The following is a 23,383-nucleotide window of genomic DNA, read 5'->3' as shown; positions in this document are numbered from 1 at the left end:
CACTCTGCTGAGAGCGAGTTCCTGTCCGGACATGCCGGCGAGCCCCAATCTTTTCGCCAGCTCTCCCCAGCCCCTCTCTGGCCTAAATCCGCTGGGCATCCCTGCCGGCGCTGCCTTTCGCTAAGTTTTTTGTACTTTTATATAATATAGTTAATAAAAAGATACGAAATCGTCGGTAGCCGTACTGATGAAGCCAAAAGGCCAATCTATAACAATATCATGGAAGCGCCTCAGTGGTTCAGAATTCTGACCGAGAGACGAGCTCCGTTGTTTAGCGACCATCTGCTGGCAACTGGTAGCATCAATTTTTAAACTGTTAGTTTTTGAGTTCAAGAGGCAAAAAAAGCGTGGGTCAGCATCAACTCGCTCAGCTGAGGCGCTACGATCCGCAGGCGATCGCCCAGTTCTACCGCTACCGTCCCTGGCAAGCTGTCGGACGCGCCCTGAAAATCATCTGGTTCTTTGCCGGCTTTCTGCTGGGGTTGCTCTCGGACCAGTGGCAGCACCAAGCCGACCGGCACAAGTCCCAACGAGCAGAACACCTGCGGCACATCCTCACCGATCTCGGACCGACATTCATTAAAGTTGGCCAAGCCCTGTCCACCCGACCGGACTTGATCCGCAAAGACTTCTTGGAAGAACTGGTCAAGCTGCAAGACCAGCTGCCCCCGTTTCCCAACGAGATCGCCTTCCGCATTATTGAAAGCGAATTAGACCGCTCAATAGAGGAAATCTACAGCCAGCTGTCCCCAGAGCCGGTGGCTGCGGCTAGCCTGGGCCAAGTGTATCGGGGACGCCTGCGCACCGGCGAAGAAGTGGCGGTGAAGGTGCAGCGCCCCAATTTGAAACCTACCATCACCCTCGACCTCTACTTAATGCGGTGGGCAGCCGGCTGGATAGCGCCGTTGCTGCCGCTGAATCTGGGCCACGACCTGACGCTGATTGTGGACGAATTTGGCACTAAGCTCTTTGAAGAGGTGGATTACCTCAATGAGGGGCGCAACGCCGAACAGTTTGCCAGCAACTTCAGCGACAGCCCCAGGGTGAAAGTCCCTGCGATTTACTGGCGCTACAGCAGCAGTCACGTCCTGACTCTGGAGTGGATTAATGGCTTTAAGCTGACGGACACTGAAAAAATCAAAGCTGCCGGTCTGGATAGCGATGGCCTAGTCCGCATCGGCGTGGAATCTGGCCTGCAGCAGCTTCTGGAATTCGGATTTTTCCACGCTGACCCCCACCCGGGCAATCTGTTTGCCATGCCCGATGGCCGCATGGCCTACATCGACTTCGGGATGATGGACCTGCTGGAGCAAAACACCAAAGAAACCCTGGTGGATTCGGTGGTGCACCTGATTGACAAAAATTACCCAGCACTAGCGGAGGATTTTGTCAAGCTGGGATTTCTCAGCCCCAAAACCGATATCTGGCCAATAGTGCCGGCGCTAGAAGCGGTGCTGGGGGATATCATGGGCGAAAGCGTGGGCAATTTTAACTTCAAGACGATCACGGATCGCTTTTCGGAGTTAATGTATGATTATCCTTTCCGAGTGCCGGCCAAATTCGCCCTGATTATTCGCTCCCTGGTGACGCAAGAGGGTTTGGCTCTCACCCTGAACGCAGATTTCAAGATTGTGGAAATTGCCTATCCCTATGTGGCGCGGCGTCTGCTCACCGGCGAAACTCCAGAACTGCGCCGGCGGCTGGTTGAGGTGCTGTTTAAAGATGGTAAATTCTGCTGGGAGCGGCTGGAGAACTTGATTGAAATCGCCCGAGCGGACAAAAGCTTCGACTTGCTCCCCACCGCCCAGTTGGGTTTGCAGTATCTCCTCTCTGAGGAGGGCAACTTCTTGCGGCGCAAGCTGCTGATCGCCCTCACTGAAGATGACCGCATCCACACCGAAGAAGTCCGGCGTTTGTGGAATTTGGTTAAGGAAGATTTGCAGCCAGGACGTCTATTTAGCGCCGCGCTGGGTGCGGTGGCAGAGTTTTCTACGGAAGGCGCTGCTGCTATATTGCCTTCGGTGACGGCACTCTCTAACTTTCAAGGCGGGAATAAATAGCCTGTATCCAAACAGTATGTCTGGTTAGTAGTGAGGGCTAAAGCCCTCATTCTTTTTGTAGGCGTTCTAAATGATTTGTCAAACTTCCCTCGTTCCGGGGCAGAGCCTGGGAGAGACGTCCTGGAGGCTCTGCCTCCTTCGGGCAGACAAGCAGCATTATTAGCCTAACCGCATAAAATTTCCCATTTTCCCCATCTCCCCCTCCCCCTTTATGCGCGGCAAACGCATTCTCAACCGGCTGAAAGCAATCCTGCTGAGTTCAAAACTGCGAGACATTTACTCAGACATACAGTTTCGCTGGATTGTGCGTGTCAGGAGCCAGCCGATTTCCGCTAGCCCGAAATCAGCAATGGTGTTTTCCCCCCATCAAGATGATGAAACTTTAGGCTGTGGGGGCGCGATCGCCCTCAAGCGCCAGCAGGGAGTGCCAGTTAAGGTCGTGTACCTGACGGACGGACAGAAGTCGCACGGCAAGAATCCCCCTATTTCAATAGAAGAACTGATACAACTTCGCAAGCAAGAGGCTTTGACCGCCCTCAATATTCTGGGAGTTGAGCTATCAGAAACTCACTTTCTCGATTTGCCGGACAGCACCCTGCCCACTCTGCCTGAGGAAGTGCGCCAGCAGGCAATTGAGCAAATCGCTCAACTCCTGAAGTCGTTCCAGCCACAGGAGGTATACGTCACCTGCCGGAATGACATTCTGAAAGATCACGAAGCAGCTTATCAGCTGGTTCAGGCGGCAATCGCCAAATCTGGAATCCAGACTGAAGTCCTGGAATATCCGATTTGGGGGTTTTGGAAAGGTTTGCTGTTTGTTGATTTTAGCTGGCCGCATCTTGCTGGTATATGCCGGCTCCCGATTCATTCAGTCCGCGAACAAAAAAAACGGGCGCTGTCAGCCTACCGCTCGCAATATCTACCTCTGGGCGACTGCCCTAGCGTTGTCCTCCCCCCCCCATTGATCCAGCGGTTTCTTTTGCCCTACGAGCTGTTTTTTAAGCGGGAATCTCAATCGAGAGAAGCTGCGGATTGACAAAAGGGCGGAAATGTGGGGAACATAAGGTAGCTGTCAGAGAACCCCCTATCGGGTTTCTGCGGGCGAGCGCTCGGCAAATATAGCGTCTCTCATATTAGTGAGGTAGTGAGAAACCCGGTTTCTTTAAGAAACCGGGTTTCTGGAGCCTAACGTTCATCTAACTGAGAACCGCTATATCCCGCAGCCCCTGGGCGCGGGCGAGAGCCGGGGGAGGGCGCACAAACTTTCGCCGGCAGGGATGGAAAGTTGGCGATTCGCTCCCCTTGAGGGTGCGGTGTCCCAACAGGGACGCTCCCATGAGAGCCCCGCTCCGCCCAAGCCGCAGGCTGCAACCCAAAACAGGCAACTGTTGCTTAATTCCCAGTACCCATACCCATTTAAGGAGCTGTCAGTGTACTACTTTCCCGCCGACCCCCCGTATTTTTTACTGCTCGCTGGCCTGCTAGCCGGCATCACCTCTGGGGTTGCCTTTGAAACGACCTTAAAAACTTTGGTGCGAGAGTGGTCGAAGAATCGCTCAACTAGAACTCTGGCCAACCTGAAAGGAACGCAACTGTTTGTTCCTTTTCTGGGGATTTCTGCCGGGATTTGTATTTTTCTCGGGTCGGGTTTGGAAGTTTTTGGCTTGCCACCGAAGCTGTCTTACGCCCTATCCCTGCCAATGACCGTTTTGATTGCCTGGCTGGTTTGGTATCAGCTGGGCCAAGTTTTGGTTCAGCTGGAGCGGGGCGGCTCTCAAGCGCTAGACTTAGATTCCCTAGGCTAGAAACCGCTGCGTGACAGACTCCTCTGCGCTTAGGGGAGCGTTCTGTTTTTGCAGAAATATCTCAGGAAGGCGTTGCGTCTGGCAAGAGGCGCAACCGCCCAGGCAAAACAGTTGTTTTTTTTACAGCACTGGCACGCTCCCGTGCTAGAGTGGCTGTGGAGAATCATTCAACTCGCACCTCAGGCAGCGAAGTAGAGATAGATGAGCCCAAAAGTTGTAGGTATGGTAACTAGCTACCCAGCTATGTTTTCCAACAAGCCCCTGGCAGCTAACTTTAGTGACTGGCTGTGGCACCAAACCCCGCACAGCTTTGGCCGGTGGGGCAATATACAAATGCAAGCCAACGCACCCAATCCGGATTTTTTACTGCTGTATCAGTTTGAATTTCCCCGCAAGGTTTACAAAACCTGGAAGGGGAGGTTGAAGGATCGGGCGATTGCTTTATTCCAGCCTCGCTCCAATCCAGAAGAAGAAATTCGGGCAAAATTCCGAGGGGTTCCCAAAGAGCGCATCGTCTCGTTGCTCCGAGAGCCCCCGCTAGAGGAATATGTAGAGGTTTATCAAGAGAACTACGAGCAATCAAAACGCTATTGTGGCTATGTTTCCTCTCCCGATGATTTAGCGCCGGTGCCTGACTATATGCCGGCAATTTGGTATCACGGCAACTCTTTCCGAGAGCTAAATGAGATGGGCCCTACAGAAAAAGTCAAAACTTGCTCTTGGATTACGTCAGGTATCGACCGCAGTGGGAACCACCTCCGGCGTCTGGATTTTCTCAGAATGTTGCAGGAGCGGCTCCCGGACATTGACCTTTACGGTCGCAACTTGCCGGACTGGACGAAGAACTGCGGAGCGCTGAATAATAAATGGCACGCTATGGCTCCCTACTATTACAATCTGGCGATTGAAAACTATACAGGGAACCAGTGGTATGTTAGCGAGAAACTTTGGGACGCCCTGCTAGCTTGGTGCTTGCCGATTTATTACGGTGGGCCGGCTGCTGACAAGTTGCTGCCACCGGGGAGTTTTCTCCGGCTGCCGAGCCTGGATGAAAAAGGGTTAGAGTTTATCACAGAGGTGACATCTACGCTGGATTGCTGGCACGCCGCGCTAGATGCGATAGCGGAAGCGCGACAAATTATTTTACATGAATTAAACCTTTTGAACTGGATGTCAAATTTTGTGGCAAAATCTTCATAAAGTATTTTGCCAACAAGTCGCACACTTGCCGGTCCGTCTAACCCCCTTAAAACGGGGGTCTATTGATTTATAGCGGTTCTCCGTTGGATGAACTATGGCCCAGAAACCCGGTTTCTTTAAGAAACCGGGTTTCTCAGTACCTCACAAAGGATGAGAAACGCTATAGCAGTATGCACTTAGGTTAGGACATTATATCAAGAGGCCAGGCGAGACGCCTGCCCTACGCCTTTTTCCCTAGGTCACTGATGTCCTAACCAATATGACTGCTGCTATATATAGCGTTTCTTGAGCCGGTGAGGGCTCCCCCGCTCGCCCGCCCCCGCTCGTCTACTCCCCTGCGCTTGCGAGGGCGAACTGGCATTACGAAGCCTGCCGCTGCTTGACATGCTGTTCTATGAGCTCTAATATTTTTAGAACCCGAGTGGCGGAATGGAAAGATTCTTTGATTAATTCGTCTCGCTCTTCTGGAGAGTCTACCATACCATCAAGCACTAACTTGAGGAAACCAATCATGGGGTTGAGACGGGACCGGACTTCATAGGACGCTTTGATCAGCTGTTGATCGCGGTTTGTATCTTCTAGGAATTGCAGGGAGTGCAAACGAGCGTAATAACCGCTTGCTTTGCGAAGCAGTTCATCGTGAGTGCCAACCTCCACGACGCGCCCCCGCTCCAGCACGGCAATTTGATGGGCTTTTTGCACCGTAGACAGCCGGTGGGCAATCACGAGGGTGGTGCGGTCCCGGCTCAGTTCTTCAATCGCTGACTGGACGTAGCGTTCTGACACTGTATCTAAGGCGCTTGTCGCTTCATCTAAAATTAGGATTTCCGGGTTTTGCAGTAAAGCGCGAGCGATAGCAATTCGCTGGCGCTGCCCTCCCGACAGCAGCACCCCCCGATCTCCAATCAGCGTATTCAAACCCTGCGGTAAGTGTTCAATAAATTCTAAGGCATTCGCTCGCCGAGCGGCTTCTATAATTTCCTCATCCGTGGCGTCGGGCTTGGAGTAGGCAATGTTGTTGCGAACGGTGTCATTAAACAAAAATGTATCTTGGCTAACAATCCCCATCGCTTGCCTGAGCGTTTTCAGGCTAAATTCCCGCAAGTCTTTTCCATCAAGCGTGATGCAGCCTGACGTGGGGTCGTAAAATCTGGGTAAAAGGTCTGCTAAAGTTGACTTGCCGGCACCCGATCCGCCAACAAGAGCCAACGTTGTGCCGTGCGGCAGGGATAAATTAATATCCTGGAGAACCAAATCCTCACAGTCGGGGTAAGCAAACGACAGGTTCTTGAAATGTATACCTTCCCGCAATTTAGTATAGGGAAGAGAGCCGTTTACCATGAACCGTTTATTGTCCCGCCGCAAGAAGTCATTCACCACTTCGACGCTGGCGGAGGTATTCGCCAATTGGCTGCGAGCGTTATTCAGCTGGGAAAGCTGGGGTAGCAGTCGAAACAGCACCAATAAATAGGTGAGGAGAACGGCTGAGAGGGACTCAAGCTGTGCGGCGAAGAATATTCGCCCCAGAAAGACGATCGACAGCAAAGCGACAAGACTGAAAACCTCGGTCACGGGTGCAATGGCTGCCTCATTCGCTTGAGATAGAAAATCAGCTTTTTCCCGCTCGCGAATTAACCGCTTAAGCTGTTGATATTCTCTGTCTTCATTCCTCGTAGCTTTTACCAGCCTAATGCCGCTCAGTATTTCCAGCACCCTCACTGAATACGCTGAAGATGCCTCTGACAGTAGCTTGCCAAAAGACTTGGAGCGGCTTATGGCGTACTGGTTCACTAAAACGACTAGAGAGAACAGCAGAGTGGAAGCCAGCGTCAGCTGCCAGGAAATGGCCAGCAGCAGTCCCGCAAAAACTAAAATGGTGATTGAGACAATCCCAATTTGTATCGAGATGCTGATAGCATTCGCTGTCCGGTTTACTTCTCCTCCCAGCCGGTTGATTAAATCCCCCACTTTCATCTTGGAGTAAAAATCCAAGTCCACATCCAATAAAAGCCGCACTCCCGCTTCCCGCAAATCAGCGGTCAGGGAGCGCGTCAGTGAACTTGATACTAAACTGCTGGCATAGTTGGCAAAGTTCTTGCAAGCAATTGCTAATACAATTGCGCCTGCCATTCCTGTCAAACGATAGCTTTCTGGAACTCCGGCAAAGGGAAACATCAGAGCTTTTATAAGGGGCGGAGATCCTTGTAAATCAATGGATTGATTTAAAATATTTAAAATGACTGGCACAATCAGTGTGGTACTCACCCCATTAAAAATAGCGCCTGATGCCCCTAGGATTAGAGTTAATAAAATTTTCCGAGGGTAACTTTTGCCAAATCTCAGAAGTAGATTATTTTGCAGAAACATACAGCATCTCTAAGTAAATATTTCTCCGCAATGTTGGGAAAATTTTTATTTCACAACTGTCCTCAAGCCATCCTAACCAACCATAAAATTCTTATTTCACTCCCCGCTCCTGAAAACCTTAATAGAACTGGACTGCCTGTATTTAGCCTAACTGTAAATTTGCAATCACCTCGGACATGATAGCGGACATCGCACCGGCACTGTACCGCTCTATACATCTTTCTCTAGCCTTGACGCCCCGTTCCTTGGCTGACTGGAAGTCCTGAAATATCGACTCAATCCGATCAGCTAGCTGCTCTGGGCAACCGGGCTCCGCCAGATAGCCGGTGTCACCTAAGATTTCTGGAATATCTCCCACTCTTGTCGCCAAAACTGGCTTAGACATTGCCATCCCCTCCGTCAGTTTAATCGGAAATTGCGCCCTAGCCGTAGGCGTATCCCGCTGGGGGACAACCACAACATGCGCCGCCGCCACGATTTCTGGCATTCGCTCCACCGGCACCTCAGGCAGCTTGACAATCCAGCGCCCCCACCGTTCAATCAGTTTATCATCATAGTCATCATACGGATTTCCCCCTACAATCACAAGTCTTAAATCCGGCTGATTCAGCATATCGAGGGCCACCAGCACATCCTCCAGCCCCTTGTGCGGGCGGGGCGCACCGGGAAACATCAGCACCCGATAGCCAGCCAAACCGTACTTAGCTCGGCTGCCGTCTGGATCGTATTGAGCGGGGTCAAACAAGGAAGTATCCTTACCATTAGGTAAATAGGTGCCGCCAAATCGCTCCAGCAGGAATTTAGTGTCTGCCGTAACCGCATCCGCACGGGACACCAACTTCTCCATCCACTTTAGATAGACAGGATGAGAGGCATCCCTTAAGGCACCGTCTTTTTTCAGGATGTCTCTCGCCAACTGCTTCAAACCCGGACGGTACTCCCACTCGTCTCCCCCGTGCCAGCTGAGCTCCCAGTCGTCAATATCGAGGATAACCGGCCTGCCGGTGCCCAGTTTCTTCAGTAAAGCGATACCAAAGCTGGTCGGTTTTGGCTTTACCGCATAAATTATGTCTCCATCAATTTTATGCAAGAGTTGCCCCGCACGGGCGAACAGCTGCGGATAAGTCCCCCCAGGCACCGAATCCACCGGCATGTTCGCCGGGGGAAGCGGATATATTTTTCCTCCAAATAGAAAGCCGTATATTATAACATCAAAATTCAATTTTTGCAACACTTGACCGAGCAGATAGGCCCGGTCAACTCCGCCTTTGCACAACGTGGGCGACAGGATGGAAACTTTTAACTTGCGGGGCGACCTTTGATGCTGCATAGCTAGCTGTCCGTGGCTGATTCCCAAAGTCCCTTTCCCGGGGAGTCCCAGGAGCGAAGCCTCTCTGATAGCATTCCCAGCCAGCGGCTCGGAAATGAAAATTAATACCGCTGCTTGACAATATCTTCATAAATAGCCGCCATTTCTGCCGCAACGTCCTTCATGGTGCGCACCGGCCCGATCCCCTGCCGCAGTTTGGCCAGTAAATCCGGCTGAGTGGCCAAGTCGGCCAGCGCTTGCGCCCACGCACCGGCATCAGATGCCGGCACCAGCCAGCCATCGGTGCCGTGGCGGACTAGCTCAGCGACGCCCCCCAACTTCGAGCCGAGTACAGGAGTCCCAGCGGCATGGGCTTCCAGCACCACCAGAGGGCCGGTTTCAAACCCCTGGGACGGTACGGCGAGCAAGTCGAAACCGGCGGCGGCGAAGGGCACCTCCTCTCGCGACAGCTTTTCGGCGATCCGAATGCGACTGTCCTTAGCCGCTACCGCCAGCACCTTGTCGCGATTCATCCTGTCCGCCTCCCCCTGCACCATCCCGTGAATCACCAGTTCGATGGGGATATCTGCCGGCAGTCGCTGGATCGCCTCAGCCAGAACTTGCGCCCCCTTGTCTGGGTGCCAGCGCCCCAAAAAGCCAACTCTCAGGGGTGCGCCAGGCTGCCGGTGGGGCTTTACCGTCTTTTGGCCCGCAGCGGCGACGCCCTGCCGGCACAACACCAATTTTTCTTCCGGCACCCCGTTAGCCAAGAAAGCATCATACAGCCACTGGCAGACGGCCACAATCCGGTCTGCCAGCTGGCAGGCCAGTACAAGCCGCTGCCGGTGCCCCCTGACCCTGGAGGGTATGCCCACCGCTCTGCCCAGCTGGCGCAACCGCACATTGCCTGAAGACAGCAGCCGGTTTTCCGCTGCCGCTGCCACCCCCAGAGGCACGCCACTCAGCGCCCGCGCCGCCCAGGAAGGCACCCGTTCCGGAACGCCGGTGCAGTGCCCGCAGCGAGCTGGGTCAATCCATCCGTCGCAAGGCGTCTGTCCGTTGCGCATCATCGTGCCCCGCAGGCATACGCCTTCCGGCAGGTGAACCGTGACGGCAGTGGCCATCCCCAGCTTGCGGGCCAGCGCCAGGTGGTGCGCGCCGCAGCCAAACCGCCAAGAGTGCTGGTGGTAGACGTCCGCTTTGTGGGCCCTCAGCCAATTGGCAAAATATTCAAACCCCTCAGGCGGTTTCTGCTGGCCAGTCTCTGCCTTGGTCGGGTTGGGAAATAAAGGATAGCGATAAACTTCTACCCCCCTCTCGACGTAACTGTCTTCCTGCGTTCCCTGCCGAGAGGCGGCGACTAGACTGGTAATTCCCGCTTTTTGCAACTGTTTGACCAGAGCCTCCAGGTAGACCTCTACGCCGCCTGAGGTGTCGGGAAAGTACCAGCTACTGGTGTGAATTAACTTCATGTCACAGCCATTAGCGGTAAACATTGAGAAATATGACGGCTGCCTGTGCCTGAGAAACCCGCTTTCTCTGCCGCTTAGCCAAAAGAAACCCGGTTTCTGAGATTTCTTCACCGGCACTTTAGCACACCAGCTTCATCCGGCCCATTTGAATGCTTTCAAAGATCCGGTTGATTTGACGCCGGTCCTCGTCGGTGATTTGGCTGTCAGAGAGAATTGCCGAAGTCAGCTGCAGATGATCCTGAGCGGTAATTTTATCACCGGCGAGCACTCGCTCGACCAATTGATGAATCGTTACGTTGGATTTCCCCTGACCTGTCCTTACCATATTAATATAGTCTCCCTTGAAGTCTCGATTGGGCGCAAGGCCAAGCTCCCCTGGCGGCTCTCTGTGCAGTGGGCTGGCCATTGGCGCAAGCCGCTGCTAACAATCATTCTAAGGAACTCAAGACAGTCTGATGCTTTTTCTGCCGGCATTGACGGCAGACCGCATCTTTGGCCCACACCCAAAGCTGTTATGGAGGTGATTGTTCATGCAGGTGCACCTGCTCCCCGCACTCTTTGACAACTATATCTTTTTGCTACACGACCGGCAGCAAAATATCGCCGCTGCTGTTGATCCCGCAGAAGCAGGACCCGTGCTGGAAAAGCTGCAAGCCCTAGGAGCCCAGCTGGTGGCCATCTTTAACACCCACCACCACCGGGATCATGTGGGCGGCAACCAGCAGCTGCTGGAACGCTTTCCCACCGTCCAAATCTGTGGGGGGGCAGAGGACAGGGGGAGAATCCCCGGACAGCAGGTGTTCCTCCAACAAGGCGACTGCGTTCAGTTTGCCGGCAGCACAGGCCAAGTCCTCTTCCTCCCGGGCCACACAATAGCCCACATCGCCTACTACTTTCCCCCAACCGCACCCGCTGAGGCGGGCGATTTATTCTGCGGCGACACCCTGTTTGCCGGCGGTTGCGGCAGACTCTTTGAGGGCACGCCGGCGCAAATGGTCGCCTCCCTGAGCCAACTGCGGGACTTGCCGGACAGCACCCGAGTCTGGTGCGCCCACGAGTACACCCTGAAAAACCTGCAATTTGCCCTCACCATAGATGGGGACAACCCAGACTTGCAGCGGCGTTTCCGGGACGTTAAGGAAGCCCGCCGCCGGTCGGAGCCTACTGTCCCCTCCCTGCTCGGCGTTGAAAAGCGCACCAATCCATTTTTGCGCTGGGACAGCCCCACCCTGCAAGCTGCTGTCAAAAGCAGCGAGCCGGTGCAAACCTTTGCCCGCCTGCGGGGCATGAAGGACCGGTTTTAGCCGCTCTGGCCCGGGATGCTGCCGGTGCCCCCCGCGACCGCGCGCCGGCTAGTTGCGCTCGACCCTCATATTTCGCTACCATAGGATGTTCCACCTTATATTCCAACACACCCTCCCCTGACGCAGTACGCGCAGTCGAGAACAGGTAAAGACAATGGCGAAACGTGTTCAGTTAGTTTTGAATCGGGATATCAGCAAGCTGGGAAAAGCTGGCGACCTGGTTGAAGTCGCTCCCGGTTACGCTCGCAATTATTTGCTCCCCCAAGGGCTAGCCGTCCGCACCACCCCCGGCATTCTCAAGCAAGTCGAGCGGCGCAGAGAGCTGGAGCGCCAGCGCCTTCTCGAAGAAAAGCAACAGGCCGAAACTCGCAAGAAAGCCCTGGAAGCTGCCGGTCAGTTCTTCATCCAAAAGCAAGTCGGCGAAAACGACGCCATCTTTGGTACCGTGACCACTCAAGAAGTGGCCGACGTGATTCAGGCGACCACCAATCAGGAAGTAGACCGGCGCGGCATTACCCTGCCCGATATTCGCAAGCTTGGCACCTACAAAGCTGACATCAAGTTGCACCCTGAAGTTACAGCCGTGGTTGAAATTCAAGTCACCCCCCTCTAGCTTCCTGCTGCCTAGTTTGGCATGAGTGCCACCGCAGAAGCACAAAGATAAACGCAGATGTTTTTGGGATTCTATAAGTATCTGCGTTCATCTACTTCTGCGTTCATCTGCGGTTTTTATTAAACTGTCATGTGTAGCGGTTAGAATTGAGCTGTGAGAATTATTTTTTTAGAAACCGCCATAGACGCGCCAGCGGCTTGCCCGCTGGGCAGACGCCAAGAGCGCCAAGGAAATAGAGAGGCGTCTCGGAATTCATTTATAACGGCTATACAATCGCTCTAACATCTGAAGGGAATGGTTAGCAATATGAATTTTCAATCCCTCAGCGACCGCCTGCCACCTCAGAATATTGAAGCTGAAGAGAGCATCCTGGGAGGCATTCTGCTCGACCCAGAAGCCATAAATCGGGTCGCTGAAATTCTCCGCCCAGAAGTATTTTCTCTGACCGCCCATCAAACTATCTATCGAGCGGCTGCCGAACTCCACGGCAAAGGCAAGCCTACAGATTTGCTAGGCGTGCTGGCGTGGCTTTCTGACCACAACCAGCTCGAAAAAGTGGGCGGGCAAAGCAAGCTGGCACAGCTGGTAGACCGCACGGTCAGCGCTGTTAATATTGACCAATATGCGGCTTTGGTGGTGGATAAATATTTGCGCCGCAAGTTAATACAAGCCGGTCACGAAGTGATCGCTCTGGGGTACGAAACAGCTACGGAACTTCCCGCAGTTCTGGATCGGGCAGAGCAAACCGTTTTTTCCATCACTCAAGAGCGACCCCAGCAGGGTTTGATTCCCCTTTCCGAAACGCTCATCTATACCTTTCAGGATATTGAAAGCCGCAATCAGGGTGTGGCGCTCCCAGGATTGCACTGCAATTTTTATGACCTGGATGCGATGACCGGCGGCTTTCAGCGTTCGGATTTAATTATTGTCGCCGGCAGACCGGCAATGGGAAAGACGAGTTTCGCTCTGGGAATCGCTCACAAAATCGCCACGATTCACAAGCTGCCGGTGGCTGTTTTTAGCCTGGAAATGTCTAAGGAACAGTTGGGGCTGCGGCTGCTTTCCAGTGAGGCGGGAATTGAAAGCAACCGGCTGCGGGCTGGCCGAATCGCTCAAAATGAGTGGGAATCGGTGAGCAGCGCTATTGGCACTCTCTCTGAATTGCCCCTTTTCATTGACGATACTGCCAATATTACCGTCACTGAAATGCGCTCTCAGGCTCGCCGGCTGCAAGCTGACCAAGGTGGGGCGCTGGGCCTTATTTTGATAGATTACTTGCAGCTTATGGAAGGGGGAAATACTGACAATCGCGTGCAAGAACTGTCTAGAATTACGCGCTCGCTTAAAGGATTGGCTCGCGAATTGCAGGTGCCGATTATTGCCCTGTCTCAGCTGAGCCGGGGGGTGGAGTCTCGCACCAACAAGCGCCCGATGATGTCTGATTTGAGAGAGTCAGGCTCCATCGAACAAGATGCGGATATCGTGATCATGCTCTATCGGGATGAATATTACAATCCGGACAGCCCTGACCGGGGAATTTCAGAAGTGATTATTACCAAACACCGCAATGGTCCCACCGGCACTGTGAAGTTGCTCTTTGACCCGCAATTCACTCGCTTCCGAAATCTCGCCAATCCCCAGCGGCACTGAGAAATCCTAGAAACCGGGTTGCTGGAAGAAACCCGGTTTCAGGACCCGAGGTTTAACACAAGAAACCAGGTTTCTGAAACAGTCAGTTAGCCAGCAATCCTGATTAATTCCACATCGAATTTCAGGGTGGCGTTGGGAGGAATGACTCCCCCGGCACCCCGCTCACCGTAACCCAATTCCGGGGGAATTATTAACTCCCGGCGTCCGCCGACTTTCATCGTGCCGACACCCTCATCCCAGCCTTTAATAACTCGGCCCACACCAATTGGGAACTGGAAAGGCTGCCCCCGGTCGCGGGAACTGTCAAACTTTTTGCCGTTTTCCAGGGTGCCGGTGTAGTGAACCACCACCGTCTGGCCGGTTTTGGGCGTCGCCCCGGTTCCTTCCGTCACATCGATATACTTGAGGCCGGAATCTGTAGTAATCACAGGTTTAGAATTCTCCGTATTGCTGCTGTCAGCGCTAGCGACTAGCGCTTCGGTTATCGTATCTTGACCGACTGGATCGTTGCTTTTCGTGGCCACAACCATTTGTGGTGCGGTCGGTGGCATTTCTGCCACACTTGCTGCAGGCCGGTTGGCGCTCAGTTGAGTCACCACTATCACCAGACAGCAAGCAAGCATTACCCCCAACGCAATAAGAATTTCTCGCAAATCAGTCCTCCCCGCTCTTATAAACTTACCTGCCCGGCTTACAATTCAGGTACGCTCTTCAGTTTAATCCCAAATGCGCCCAACTGTAGCGACCGCAACACGCTCACCGCCACTGACTTCCCGCTTTTCCCACCTTCCCCCTCTTGCCGTTTGTGCGCCCGCTGCCTCGGAAGCGGTTAAAATCAGTGGGGGCCAAAAATGCCGGCACGCTCAGCGCCACAGTTTATTTTCCAGATCGCGCACCTGGCGCTCGAGCCGGTCGAGACGCCCCCGCAGCTCATCCATTTCAGATTGGCGGGGAACGCCCAAATCCTGCAGGGCATTGCGCAATTGCCGCTGCATCTGCGTCTCCCAGTTTCCCTGTTCTGACTTGAGCTGCTTCATCAGATCGTCCACAAAATTCTTGGCTTGGTCTGGATGGAGCTTGCCATCTCTGACCCACTCCTCACTCACTTCCCGGAGTTTCTCCGCCACGAGGGAAGTGGTGCCAATGCCAATCATCAGCAGCTGCTTGAGCAAATTATTGCTATCCATCCTGTCTTCCTGTCACCTGGTTAGAAAAAGGCAGCCCAAAGGCAGCCACAAAGCTTCCGGGTTGAGTCGGAACCCTTCCAGCCTCCAGTTCTATTCTGTCAAAATATCCTCTAAGCGATATTTCCTCATTCCTGCCGATGCCTGAATGCCCCAAGTGCCATCAACCGACTGATGCCCTGGCCATCGCCTGCCCCTACTGCCGCACGGAACTCAAGGCTTATGGCCATCCCGGCATCCCCCTGTACCGCTCTGGATCGGAAGAATTTCTCTGCGACAGCTGCACCTACCACGAAGACGGCACCTGCAACTTCCCCCAGCGCCCCTACGCCAAAACCTGCACCCTCTACCACGACAAGTCTCAGCCACTGGTTGAGCCGCCGGCCAGCCGCTACCGGGCCAGCCGGCTGCAACTCGTGAGAGCTTGGTGCCGGCAAAATCCCGCTGTCCTGATTTTAATCGGGTTGGGACTGATCAGTTTCCTGCTCGCTCTGTCGCGGGGCTAAGAGCCCAGGTCCAGCCATCTCACAAACCGCCTTTTTTCTGGCTTTCCTCCCCAAAGCGGTCAAAACCTTTAATCTGCTTATCTGCTCGAAGGAGACAGAGCCTCCTAGACTGTTTTATAGCAGTATGCACTTAGGTTAAAACATTAGACCTTCAGGGGGGCGTCCCGCCTGCCCTGCGTCTATATCCTAGTAGTAATATGGGTTAGGACAGTAGGAGCCGGAGTGCGGGGGTGCTTCAGAGGCCGAAATGTACGAACCTAAGTGGCTGCTGCTATATAATGCACATACTGGGAGCGAGTGTCAATGTATAGTGCAAATTAAATGCGCTCTATCTGGCCGCAATGCAGTTGCCAATGCCCAATGTCCAGACAGCTTGAGGGCAGGGGTGCGTCAATCGCGCCCCTGACTACCTGGCCGGAATCGGTTCAGCTGCCGGCGGTTGCGGGGGTGCTTCAGAGGCCGGCTGATTTTCCACCGGCACCCCAGAGTGCTGAAAAACCGCCAGGTCGAACCAGAACGTCGTGCCGGCACCCACCTCACTCACCAGGCGCACGGTGGTGTGGTGCTTCTCAATAATATTCCTGACAATCGACAGACCCAAGCCGGTGCCTTCTAGGGTGTGCACCCGATTTTCCACCCGGAAGAAGCGGTCAAAAATCGCCTCTTGGTCTTGTGGCTCAATCCCGATGCCGGTGTCAGAAACCTCAATCCGCACAGCGGGCGAGTGAGATCCCGATGGCCCATCCAGCAGGTAAGCGCGAATCGCCACCCGTCCCCCCGGTTCAGTGAATTTCAGGGCATTGCCGACCAAATTCATCAGCACTTGCAGCAGCAAATCGTAGTTGCCCAGCACCGGCGGCAAGTCCCGCTCAACCTCTTGTATCAGTTCAATTTTTTTATCCCGCGCATTCAGCTGGTAAGTGCGCAGCGTCTGCTCGATTGGCTGCCCCATATCTACCGCATCAAAGTGATAGATGCGGCAGGATTCCAAGCGCGACAGGTCAAGAACGTCGTTGACCAAGCGAGTCAGCCGGTCTGTCTCGTTATTCGCCGTTTCCAAAAACTCCCGGCGCTGCTGCTCGCTCAAATCTTCCCCGAACTCGTGCAGGGTTTCGATAAACGATTTAATATTAAACAGCGGCGTTCTCAATTCGTGGGAGACATTGCTGATAAAGTGGCTCTTCGCTTCATTGAGTTCTGCCTCGCGGGTGATGTCCTGCACCGTCATAGCAATACCTTTGATGCTCTCCCGGTACTGGTCGAGAACCGTGGCGATCGGGATGCGAACGGTGCGGTTTACCGGCTCTGTGAGCGTGATGCGAAACTCCGCCGCTTCTCGCTCGCCCCTGGCAATTTGGTACAGCGGTCGCATCAGCTCGAGCTGCACCGACTTGGGCAAGTGAAGCAAGACATTTTCCCCCACCAAATCTTTGCCCTCCCAGCCAAAAATCCGCCGCGCTGTCGGGTTGACCAAAATCACCTGCAGGTTGGTATCCAGCAGCACAGCCCCATCCGCTATGGTCGAAACCAGCGTTTCCAGCTTGGCTTTTTCTGCAGTCAGCTCCTCAATATTTTGCTCCTCATAGCGCTCCAGCCGCTCTGCCATTTCATTGAAGCTGAGGATCAGCTCCCCCAGCTCTCCTCCCAGGGGCAAGTCAATCCGCTGCTTGAAATTGCCGGCGGTAATATTTTTCACTCCCTTAAGCAATTCCTTAATCGGCTTAGTGATTGTCAGGGCGTTAAACACCGCGCCCAGGATTACCATCACCCAGATGGACACAAAAACCGCGATTGTCAAATCTCGCGTCAGATTGGAGTACCGGATCAGGGTGGGGTTGGGGTTGATGCCAATTGCCAGAACTCCCAGATATTTGCCCTCATGCTTCAGGGGCACAAAGATATCCGTGACCTCGCCATCTGGCGTGCGGTGCTGCCGCACTAGAGGGATCTCTGAACTGCTGGCGTAGTTCTCTGGAAGTTGAATCCGCCGGCGAATCGTCAGGGAGTTTTGCACCTCAGATTCAGAAAAGGGAATTCCCAGAAAGATATTGCCTTCTTCGTCGGCGTAGAGCATGTAGCGCACGCTGGAGGTGGTGCTGTAGAAGCGGTGGGAAAATTTGGCCACCTCTGACTGCTTGTTTTCTGCAATCAGCGGCGCAACATTCGCCGCCAGCAGCAGGCCGAGATCGCTGCCAAAGCGGGTATCATTCAGACGGGCATCCTGCTGAATTGTGTTGACCGCCCAGAAAGTTAGGCCACTCATCACCACGGAGAACACTAAGGCCGCCGCCGCCATCAGCCGCGTCCTCAGGGTGATTTCCGACCACCAGCGAGCGATAATTTCTCTAATTAGGTTCAATTGGGCTAGCAAGGTGTGTCTGCAGTAGAAACTATCGTAAGCCAAACTTGGGATGCCAGATGGCTGCTGCCTGTTCCCTGAACGGGAAACGGGAAAACCTGTGGGGCAGCAGTGGGCTCGTCTCCGACATTATAGCCGCACGGCTTTATTTTGGCACGTCTTGCCGGCAGTTCGGCCACCGGCAGCCTTCCGCATGCGGGTGGCGAATTCATCTGGGGTCAATTCCCATCCCAATCTTGGCGCGAGCTGGTGAGAGGGACGGGAATATTACGTCTGATTGATTAACTTTAATAATGAACCGCTCCCGTGAAGGGACGCCAAGGCGTTGAAACAAGGAAGAGCCACAGTAAAAATTTAGATCGCAAATTGACCGGATATGATAGTTGAGGCGTGCGGCGGGAGCTTTTGTGGCGCGTCGCGCATGGCAGCCAAAGCGCCACCGGCAGCAGTCAGGGCCGGAGGGGGAGCGAGGGGCTGCGCCTCTCACTCCTTTTCTGAGATCGTCTCCTGAGTTTGCATCAGGCGCGGCTTCAGACGCGCTGGATGGCCACGCTCTACGACTTGGCCCCGCTCTAGCAGGAAGGCTCCATCGCAATAGTTCAACTCGTCGAGCCGGTGAGTCACCCACAGAGCAGTTAATCCCCGGCTTTTTACCAAGGAACTCACTTGCTGCACTAGGTCTAGCTGGCTGTCGGGATCGAGCAAGGCGGTGGGCTCGTCCAGCAGCAACACCTCACAGTGACGCGCGATAGCGCCGGCAATGGCCACCCGCTGTTTTTGCCCGCCACTGAGGGCGTAAATAGGCCGGCGCTCTAGCAGCTGGAGATTGACTGCAGTCAGCGCCTCTCTCACCCGAGCCCGCACTTGAACTTGCGAGAGGTTTTCCTCCACCAGGCCAAAGGCCACATCCGCGCCCACGGTGGGCATCACCAGCTGGTGATCTGGGTTTTGGAAGACAAACCCCACCCGCTTGGAGATCTCAATCTCGCCTGAGAGCGGGCGCAACAGACCGGCCAGCAATCTCAGCAACGTTGATTTGCCGCTGCCGTTTGTGCCCAAAAGCATCCAAAATTCGCCTTTGGGCACTTGTAGAGAGCACGATTTTAACACCGGCTCTCCCTTTGGCCAGCTGAAGCACAGCTGCCGCACCGCTATCGCCGGTGCCTCTGATTCCCGGGAAGCGGGCTCTCTCATTCCACTAGGGCAGCGGCGAAACCGGGGGCTCTGCCAGAAGCCGCTGTTGTGCTGGATTTCTGATACTTCTGAATGGCGCAAATCTCGCTGCTCAGGAGGCTGACTTTTTTGTCAGGCACCTGATCGCAGGCGATCTCCAAAATTTGGGGGTGGCCGGTGCGCATCGCTTCTACGATTTCCTGGTAGAGCGCCTCGGCATCCTCAGCTGACTTGCGCTGCACCGACACCGGCAGGGGGCTGAGTTTCAAGGCCACGTCAATAATGTACATGCGATATCAAGAGGTTAACTGCGGGTTCGATTTCTAGTATCCAGTTTAATGGGATCTTGCCTCACCCGTACCGCTGACAGCCCGCACCTCCCTCCCGCTTTCCACCCACCTTGCTAAAATTACGTTTGATTAGTTTTTCCCCGAGTTCGCGAAAACGGTGCCAGATTTAGGCAGTAACTTTCTCCGTTGCTGTCTGACACTTCTCATTCAAGATTAATTCAACCGGCACTCAGAGACGTTGCCCTACAGTCGCCAGCTTCTGGAAGTCAAGAGCCAGTGGGGCGGGCTAATGCTAGCCCCACCGCAGTAGGGGGATTAGGACTGCAGGGTGGTGAAATCCTCGATCCCGATGAGGTTAACATCCACTCTATTGAGCATGGCAAGCAGCTCACCCGTGCTGGTAATGGCGATGCTGGTGGCAGTGCTCCCAGAGATAAGCGTCAGCTGCCCGAATTGCAAGCCGCCGGTCAACACCAAGAAATCGGTGCCATTTTCAAAGTCGGTGATTATATCAGTTCCTTCGCCAGGTGTCAAGACAAAGAAATCGCTGCCGGTGCCGCCGGTGAGGATGTCGCTGCCAGTGTCGCCGGTGAGGATGTCATTGCCATCACCGCCGGTGAGGGTGTCAGCGCCTTTACCGCCGATCAGGGTATCGCTGCCGGCACCCCCATCAACAGTGTCCGCCTCGCTTCCGCCAAACATCAGGTCATTGCCATCGCCACCGCTGAGGCTGTCGTTACCAGCGTCGCCGCAGAGGATATCGTTGCCGGTGCCGCCAGTAAGGGTGTCGCTGTCCTGACCGCCAAAGACTGTATCGTCACCATTCCCGCCATCGAGCAGATCGTCGCCCTTACCGCCAAACAGCAAGTCGTTGCCGTCGTCGCCACTGACAGTATCGCTGCCGGTGTCGCCGCAGAGGATGTCGTCGGCAATCACATAATTATTGCTGTCGCTCGCACAGAAGAAGTCATGTCCTGGAGTGGGAGTGAATGTCCCGTCCGTGCCCGTGTTCGGAGTTGGGCTGGGTGCCGGCGCGGGTGCCGGCGCTGGAATCGGTGTCGGTGTCGCTGCCGGCGTTTGAATCGGTGCCGGTACCGGAATCGGTGCCGGCGTCGGAATCGGTGCCGGTGTGGGTGCCGGCGTCGGTGCTGGAGAAATTGTCAGGTTAAAACTATCGCTAACAGACGCACCGGCAGCATCCGTTGCCGTCACTTCAATGTTGAAACTGCCGGCATCCCCAGAAGCTGGTGTACCAGAGAAGATGCCGGTGAATTCGTCAAAGCTCAACCAGTCGGGAAGAGACGCTGCATTATAGCTTAAACTGTCTCCAATGTCAACATCTGCGAAGGTGTTGCCAGGAATCGTGAAGCTGAACGGTATGCCGGCAGTTGCAGTGGTGTCACCAATCTGATTCGCTACAGTTGGCGCGTCGTTGATATTGGCTACTGTCAAGTCAAAGGTGCTTTCTGCGGTTGCACCGGCACTATCTGTCGCCGTTACTTTAATGCTGATTGTGCCGACATTTTCATTCGCCGGCGTGCCAGAAAAAGTATTCGTTGCGGCGTCAAATGTCAGCCATGCCGGCAAGCCACTGCCTTCAGCGAGTGTGGGATTATAGCTTAAGGTGTCTCTCGCGTCAACATCTGTGAAGGTGCCGGCGGGAATAGCGAAACTGAAGGCAGTATCTTGGGTTGCGGATTGATTGGCAATTGTGCCGGCGGTTGGCGCGTCGTTGATATTGGCTACTGTCAAGTCAAAGGTGCTTTCTGCGGTTGCACCGGCACTATCTGTCGCCGTTACCTTAATGCTGATTGTGCCGACATTTTCATTCGCCGGCGTGCCAGAAAAAGTATTCGTTGCGGCGTCAAATGTCAGCCATGCCGGCAAGCCACTGCCTTCAGCGAGTGTGGCATTATAGCTTAAGGTGTCTCTCGCGTCAACATCTGTGAAGGTGCCGGTGGGAATAGTGAAACTGAAGGCAGTATCTTGGGTTGCGGATTGATTGGCAATTGTGCCGGCGGTTGGCGCGTCGTTGACGGGAGTGACAGTAATATTGAAAGTCTTATCAGCAACAGTGCCACCGGCACCGTCGGCAACTGTAAAGGTGAAACTGTCGCTCGCCGTTTCGCTGCCATTGTGAGTGTAAGTGAGTGTGCCGGCATCAATATCAGCTTGGGTGAAAGTGCCGTTAACTGCCACAGCGGTGCCATTTAGCAGCAGAGTGCCTTGTGCCGGCAAAGTCGTGACGGTATATGTCAGTTGCGCTGCCGTTTGTTCGGCATCCGTGACATTGAGAGCCGTATTGCCAATCGTTTGATCTGGCGCGCCTTCCGCAACTGTTAAACCGGCATTTTTATCAATGGTTGGGGCAGTATTGGCAACATCATTATCCGCAATCGTCAGCTCAGCTGTGGCGGCGGTTCCGGCGCTGTACTCTGCGGTGTCGGTGAGGGTAATGCTGACTGTCTCGCCGGGGTCAAAGGTCGTTCATCGGCGTCACTATAATGGTGGCTGCGGTTTCTGAGGGCGCAAAAGTAACTGTTCCCGACAGCGCAGTGTAGTCGGTGCCGGAAGTAGCGGTGCTTACTGCATAAACCACCGTTAACCCCCCTGCCGTTGCCGGTGCGTCGAGGGTGACGGTAAAATTGCCGGTGATAGCAGTGGTGCCGTCTTCACTGGGTGCGGTGCCGGGAAATAATTGAGCAATTGGCATAAATTTCGATTTTAACTTGTGGCTCTGGAAATTTGAGATCGGCCAAGTTTTGCCGCCTGGTGTGGGGAAGAAGAGGTGCTAAATGCAACTCTTGCTCCAGCCATTTCACAAGACGCGGTGAACCGGGTTCACGGATTGCCCTAACTGAGGGGCATGACGGTTTAATATTTTTTTATCTGCCCCTGAAAAATTGCATCATCTGTTATTTTTTATTCGCTCACACACAATTACGAGAAGAAACAGAACTGGCTATTGGCTACAATACTGGCTCTCCGGGCACCGGCATCCCCCGCCCCCGCTTCGGAAATCTCTAGGGCACATATTAATAAGGTTGACTGCCAGATAGTGTCCGCCCCACAGGGGGGAATGTGTCCAGCCAGCTAACACGCCACTTTCCCATCTTAATTTAACCGCAGACAGATTTTAGCCTGAGAGAGTTACCCTTTAAGAGTGGGTTTTTTAGGGCTGCTGTCCCGGTGCCGGTGAGATGTAATATTTATAGCACAACTGACCCGTAATGTCAATCCCTTTTGTAAAAAATTTTCCCGCCTTTATGCCGGTGTTGGGATGCCGAAAGCGGTGTTAGAGCTGTCTTGACATTTTATGAAGAACTGTCTCATGAAGAGATAGTCGAAAGGCAAAAGGTTACCTACCCGAATGTCTGCAAGCGCATCTCCAAGGCGCGGGCCATTCTGGCAAAGAAGTTGCGGTGCTATTTTATCGGGGAGGAGGGAACGGAACCGGCTACAGCCAAGGTGCCGGCAAAACCAGCTAAGTCCCTGAAGGCTGCTCAGAAGGCTGCTTAAGTTGAACTGATTCTGCCTGAGACTGTGACTTTATAGCAGTATGCACTTAGGTTAGAACATTAGACTTTCAGGACAGGCGGGACGCCCCCCCTACGTCTATATCGCAGCAGGCATTTAGGAAACCTACATTTCGGCCTCCCTTGCTCCAGAGCTCCCGAAGCTCCTATTGTCTTAACCCATATGACTACTGCTATATAGCAGTATGCACTTAGGTTAGAACATTAGACCTTCAGGACAGGCGGGACGCCTGCCCTACGTCTATATAACAGTAAGAATTTAGGAAACCTACATTCCGGCCTCCCTTGCTCCAGAGCTTCGGAAGCTTCTATTGTTCTAACCAATATGACTGCTGCTATATCCGTAGGGCACGGTGACGCTATCGCGTTACCCACCCTACAGATAGAGGCTTGCGTGGGGTTCATCCCACCGGCGTTCGAGCGCGACGTCCTGATTGAATCGCTGGCACACCAGCCAAACCGCCGGCGCTGTCGCGAAAAACAGCGCTTTCCAGGCGCAATCCCCGCAGTCGCACAGCCGGCGCGGCGTCACCTGATTATGTCAATGTAGCTTGC

23 protein-coding genes are annotated in these 23,383 nt (G+C 54.1%); 11 read left to right on the top strand and 12 right to left on the bottom strand.

From position 1 onward, the window contains the following. Window positions 1-347: 347 nt before the first annotated feature. Window positions 348-2,060, top strand: a complete 1,713-nt coding sequence (locus OSC10802_RS0127800; protein ID WP_017720052.1) for an ABC1 kinase family protein — start codon at window positions 348-350, stop codon at window positions 2,058-2,060. Between the two features lie 211 nt (window positions 2,061-2,271). Beyond that, window positions 2,272-3,096, top strand: coding sequence for a PIG-L deacetylase family protein (locus OSC10802_RS0127795; RefSeq protein ID WP_017720051.1), 825 nt, complete (start codon window positions 2,272-2,274; stop codon window positions 3,094-3,096). Window positions 3,097-3,256: 160 nt separating this feature from the next. Here OSC10802_RS0127795 and OSC10802_RS51290 read toward each other — a convergent pair whose 3' ends face one another. Further along, window positions 3,257-3,397 (bottom strand): hypothetical protein, encoded by a 141-nt coding sequence (locus tag OSC10802_RS51290; RefSeq protein WP_155968469.1) that lies wholly within the window; start codon window positions 3,395-3,397, stop codon window positions 3,257-3,259. Between the two features lie 93 nt (window positions 3,398-3,490). Between OSC10802_RS51290 and OSC10802_RS0127790 the strand changes: the two genes are divergently transcribed. After that, window positions 3,491-3,865: a hypothetical protein gene (locus OSC10802_RS0127790; protein ID WP_026098884.1), complete on the top strand. Its 375-nt coding sequence runs from the start codon at window positions 3,491-3,493 to the stop codon at window positions 3,863-3,865. A 201-nt stretch (window positions 3,866-4,066) separates the two neighbouring features. Then, the gene (locus tag OSC10802_RS0127785; RefSeq protein ID WP_026098883.1) at window positions 4,067-5,065 is read left to right on the top strand and encodes a glycosyltransferase family 10 domain-containing protein; all 999 of its coding nucleotides are present in this window, start codon (window positions 4,067-4,069) and stop codon (window positions 5,063-5,065) included. Window positions 5,066-5,425: 360 nt separating this feature from the next. Here OSC10802_RS0127785 and OSC10802_RS0127780 read toward each other — a convergent pair whose 3' ends face one another. From OSC10802_RS0127780 to OSC10802_RS0127765, 4 genes are all read right to left on the bottom strand, one after another. After that, window positions 5,426-7,432 carry an ABC transporter ATP-binding protein gene (locus OSC10802_RS0127780; RefSeq protein WP_017720048.1) on the bottom strand — a complete coding sequence of 669 codons (2,007 nt, stop codon included), beginning with the start codon at window positions 7,430-7,432 and terminating at the stop codon, window positions 5,426-5,428. Window positions 7,433-7,574: 142 nt separating this feature from the next. Further along, window positions 7,575-8,762, bottom strand: coding sequence for a glycosyltransferase family 4 protein (locus OSC10802_RS0127775; protein ID WP_017720047.1), 1,188 nt, complete (start codon window positions 8,760-8,762; stop codon window positions 7,575-7,577). A gap of 101 nt (window positions 8,763-8,863) precedes the next feature. Continuing rightward, complete coding sequence (locus OSC10802_RS0127770) at window positions 8,864-10,237, bottom strand: glycosyltransferase (protein WP_232731764.1); 1,374 nt, start codon at window positions 10,235-10,237, stop codon at window positions 8,864-8,866. A 94-nt stretch (window positions 10,238-10,331) separates the two neighbouring features. Then, window positions 10,332-10,619: a hypothetical protein gene (locus tag OSC10802_RS0127765; RefSeq protein ID WP_017720045.1), complete on the bottom strand. Its 288-nt coding sequence runs from the start codon at window positions 10,617-10,619 to the stop codon at window positions 10,332-10,334. 124 nt (window positions 10,620-10,743) lie between these two features. On the opposite strand from OSC10802_RS0127765, the gene gloB reads away from it, so the two are divergent. From gloB to dnaB, 3 genes are all read left to right on the top strand, one after another. Beyond that, entirely contained in the window at window positions 10,744-11,517 is a 774-nt protein-coding gene (gene gloB, locus OSC10802_RS0127760) for a hydroxyacylglutathione hydrolase (protein WP_017720044.1), read from the top strand. A gap of 154 nt (window positions 11,518-11,671) precedes the next feature. Continuing rightward, window positions 11,672-12,130 (top strand): 50S ribosomal protein L9, encoded by a 459-nt coding sequence (rplI, locus tag OSC10802_RS0127755; protein WP_017720043.1) that lies wholly within the window; start codon window positions 11,672-11,674, stop codon window positions 12,128-12,130. Between the two features lie 306 nt (window positions 12,131-12,436). Continuing rightward, on the top strand, window positions 12,437-13,780 hold the full coding sequence (gene dnaB / locus OSC10802_RS0127750; protein WP_445727647.1) for a replicative DNA helicase: 1,344 nt from the start codon (window positions 12,437-12,439) through the stop codon (window positions 13,778-13,780). Between the two features lie 86 nt (window positions 13,781-13,866). On the opposite strand, the gene OSC10802_RS0127745 is transcribed toward dnaB, so the two are convergent. Both OSC10802_RS0127745 and OSC10802_RS0127735 read right to left on the bottom strand, forming a co-directional pair. Further along, window positions 13,867-14,433, bottom strand: a complete 567-nt coding sequence (locus OSC10802_RS0127745) for an FKBP-type peptidyl-prolyl cis-trans isomerase (protein ID WP_026098881.1) — start codon at window positions 14,431-14,433, stop codon at window positions 13,867-13,869. Window positions 14,434-14,643: 210 nt separating this feature from the next. Beyond that, the gene (locus tag OSC10802_RS0127735; protein ID WP_017720039.1) at window positions 14,644-14,967 is read right to left on the bottom strand and encodes a phasin family protein; all 324 of its coding nucleotides are present in this window, start codon (window positions 14,965-14,967) and stop codon (window positions 14,644-14,646) included. A 137-nt stretch (window positions 14,968-15,104) separates the two neighbouring features. Here OSC10802_RS0127735 and OSC10802_RS0127730 point away from each other — a divergent pair, with 137 nt between their 5' ends. Further along, entirely contained in the window at window positions 15,105-15,470 is a 366-nt protein-coding gene (locus OSC10802_RS0127730) for a zinc ribbon domain-containing protein (protein ID WP_017720038.1), read from the top strand. Between the two features lie 406 nt (window positions 15,471-15,876). Here the strand turns inward: OSC10802_RS0127730 and nblS are convergent, their stop codons facing one another. Beyond that, a complete protein-coding gene (gene nblS / locus OSC10802_RS42110) occupies window positions 15,877-17,841 on the bottom strand; it encodes a two-component system sensor histidine kinase NblS (protein ID WP_044171704.1) in 1,965 nt (654 codons plus the stop codon). 47 nt (window positions 17,842-17,888) lie between these two features. Between nblS and OSC10802_RS51285 the strand changes: the two genes are divergently transcribed. Continuing rightward, window positions 17,889-18,110, top strand: a complete 222-nt coding sequence (locus OSC10802_RS51285; protein ID WP_155968467.1) for a hypothetical protein — start codon at window positions 17,889-17,891, stop codon at window positions 18,108-18,110. 202 nt (window positions 18,111-18,312) lie between these two features. Here the strand turns inward: OSC10802_RS51285 and OSC10802_RS0127720 are convergent, their stop codons facing one another. The 4 genes from OSC10802_RS0127720 to OSC10802_RS0127705 all read right to left on the bottom strand — a co-directional run bounded on the left by OSC10802_RS0127720 (window position 18,313) and on the right by OSC10802_RS0127705 (window position 22,005). Then, complete coding sequence (locus OSC10802_RS0127720; protein WP_017720036.1) at window positions 18,313-19,023, bottom strand: energy-coupling factor ABC transporter ATP-binding protein; 711 nt, start codon at window positions 19,021-19,023, stop codon at window positions 18,313-18,315. Beyond that, the gene (locus tag OSC10802_RS0127715) at window positions 19,020-19,292 is read right to left on the bottom strand and encodes a UPF0367 protein family (RefSeq protein ID WP_017720035.1); all 273 of its coding nucleotides are present in this window, start codon (window positions 19,290-19,292) and stop codon (window positions 19,020-19,022) included. The genes OSC10802_RS0127720 and OSC10802_RS0127715 overlap by 4 nt, the downstream gene beginning before the upstream one ends. Window positions 19,293-19,607: 315 nt before the next feature. Next, window positions 19,608-21,653, bottom strand: a complete 2,046-nt coding sequence (locus tag OSC10802_RS44900) for a putative Ig domain-containing protein (protein ID WP_232731851.1) — start codon at window positions 21,651-21,653, stop codon at window positions 19,608-19,610. A gap of 115 nt (window positions 21,654-21,768) precedes the next feature. Then, a complete protein-coding gene (locus tag OSC10802_RS0127705; RefSeq protein ID WP_017720033.1) occupies window positions 21,769-22,005 on the bottom strand; it encodes a hypothetical protein in 237 nt (78 codons plus the stop codon). 593 nt (window positions 22,006-22,598) lie between these two features. On the opposite strand from OSC10802_RS0127705, the gene OSC10802_RS0127700 reads away from it, so the two are divergent. Together OSC10802_RS0127700 and OSC10802_RS51280 are read left to right on the top strand one after the other, a co-directional pair. Beyond that, a complete protein-coding gene (locus tag OSC10802_RS0127700) occupies window positions 22,599-22,811 on the top strand; it encodes an RNA polymerase sigma factor (RefSeq protein WP_017720032.1) in 213 nt (70 codons plus the stop codon). 342 nt (window positions 22,812-23,153) lie between these two features. After that, a complete protein-coding gene (locus OSC10802_RS51280) occupies window positions 23,154-23,378 on the top strand; it encodes a hypothetical protein (RefSeq protein ID WP_155968465.1) in 225 nt (74 codons plus the stop codon). The last annotated feature ends 5 nt before the right edge of the window (window positions 23,379-23,383 follow it).

Source organism: Kamptonema formosum PCC 10802, assembly GCF_000332335.1.
Classification (GTDB): domain Bacteria; phylum Cyanobacteriota; class Cyanobacteriia; order Cyanobacteriales; family Oscillatoriaceae; genus Oscillatoria.
The sequence above is the reverse complement of the archived record's forward strand: the minus strand, read 5'-3'. Positions and strand labels throughout refer to the sequence as shown.

Bases quoted from the DNA above. Each gene is read 5' to 3' on its own strand.
- OSC10802_RS0127765 (WP_017720045.1), bottom strand. From the start codon at position 10,619: ATGGCCAGCCCACTGCACAGAGAGCCGCCAGGGGAGCTTGGCCTTGCG.
- OSC10802_RS51285 (WP_155968467.1), top strand. From the start codon at position 17,889: ATGGCTGCTGCCTGTTCCCTGAACGGGAAACGGGAAAACCTGTGGGGC.
- OSC10802_RS0127735 (WP_017720039.1), bottom strand. From the start codon at position 14,967: ATGGATAGCAATAATTTGCTCAAGCAGCTGCTGATGATTGGCATTGGC.
- OSC10802_RS0127715 (WP_017720035.1), bottom strand. From the start codon at position 19,292: ATGTACATTATTGACGTGGCCTTGAAACTCAGCCCCCTGCCGGTGTCG.
- OSC10802_RS0127705 (WP_017720033.1), bottom strand. From the start codon at position 22,005: ATGCCAATTGCTCAATTATTTCCCGGCACCGCACCCAGTGAAGACGGC.
- OSC10802_RS0127780 (WP_017720048.1), bottom strand. From the start codon at position 7,432: ATGTTTCTGCAAAATAATCTACTTCTGAGATTTGGCAAAAGTTACCCT.
- OSC10802_RS0127770 (WP_232731764.1), bottom strand. From the start codon at position 10,237: ATGTTTACCGCTAATGGCTGTGACATGAAGTTAATTCACACCAGTAGC.
- rplI (WP_017720043.1), top strand. From the start codon at position 11,672: ATGGCGAAACGTGTTCAGTTAGTTTTGAATCGGGATATCAGCAAGCTG.
- OSC10802_RS0127785 (WP_026098883.1), top strand. From the start codon at position 4,067: ATGAGCCCAAAAGTTGTAGGTATGGTAACTAGCTACCCAGCTATGTTT.
- OSC10802_RS0127730 (WP_017720038.1), top strand. From the start codon at position 15,105: ATGCCTGAATGCCCCAAGTGCCATCAACCGACTGATGCCCTGGCCATC.
- OSC10802_RS0127795 (WP_017720051.1), top strand. From the start codon at position 2,272: ATGCGCGGCAAACGCATTCTCAACCGGCTGAAAGCAATCCTGCTGAGT.
- OSC10802_RS51290 (WP_155968469.1), bottom strand. From the start codon at position 3,397: ATGGGAGCGTCCCTGTTGGGACACCGCACCCTCAAGGGGAGCGAATCG.
- dnaB (WP_445727647.1), top strand. From the start codon at position 12,437: ATGAATTTTCAATCCCTCAGCGACCGCCTGCCACCTCAGAATATTGAA.
- gloB (WP_017720044.1), top strand. From the start codon at position 10,744: ATGCAGGTGCACCTGCTCCCCGCACTCTTTGACAACTATATCTTTTTG.
- OSC10802_RS0127775 (WP_017720047.1), bottom strand. From the start codon at position 8,762: ATGCAGCATCAAAGGTCGCCCCGCAAGTTAAAAGTTTCCATCCTGTCG.
- OSC10802_RS51280 (WP_155968465.1), top strand. From the start codon at position 23,154: ATGACTGCTGCTATATCCGTAGGGCACGGTGACGCTATCGCGTTACCC.
- OSC10802_RS0127720 (WP_017720036.1), bottom strand. From the start codon at position 19,023: ATGAGAGAGCCCGCTTCCCGGGAATCAGAGGCACCGGCGATAGCGGTG.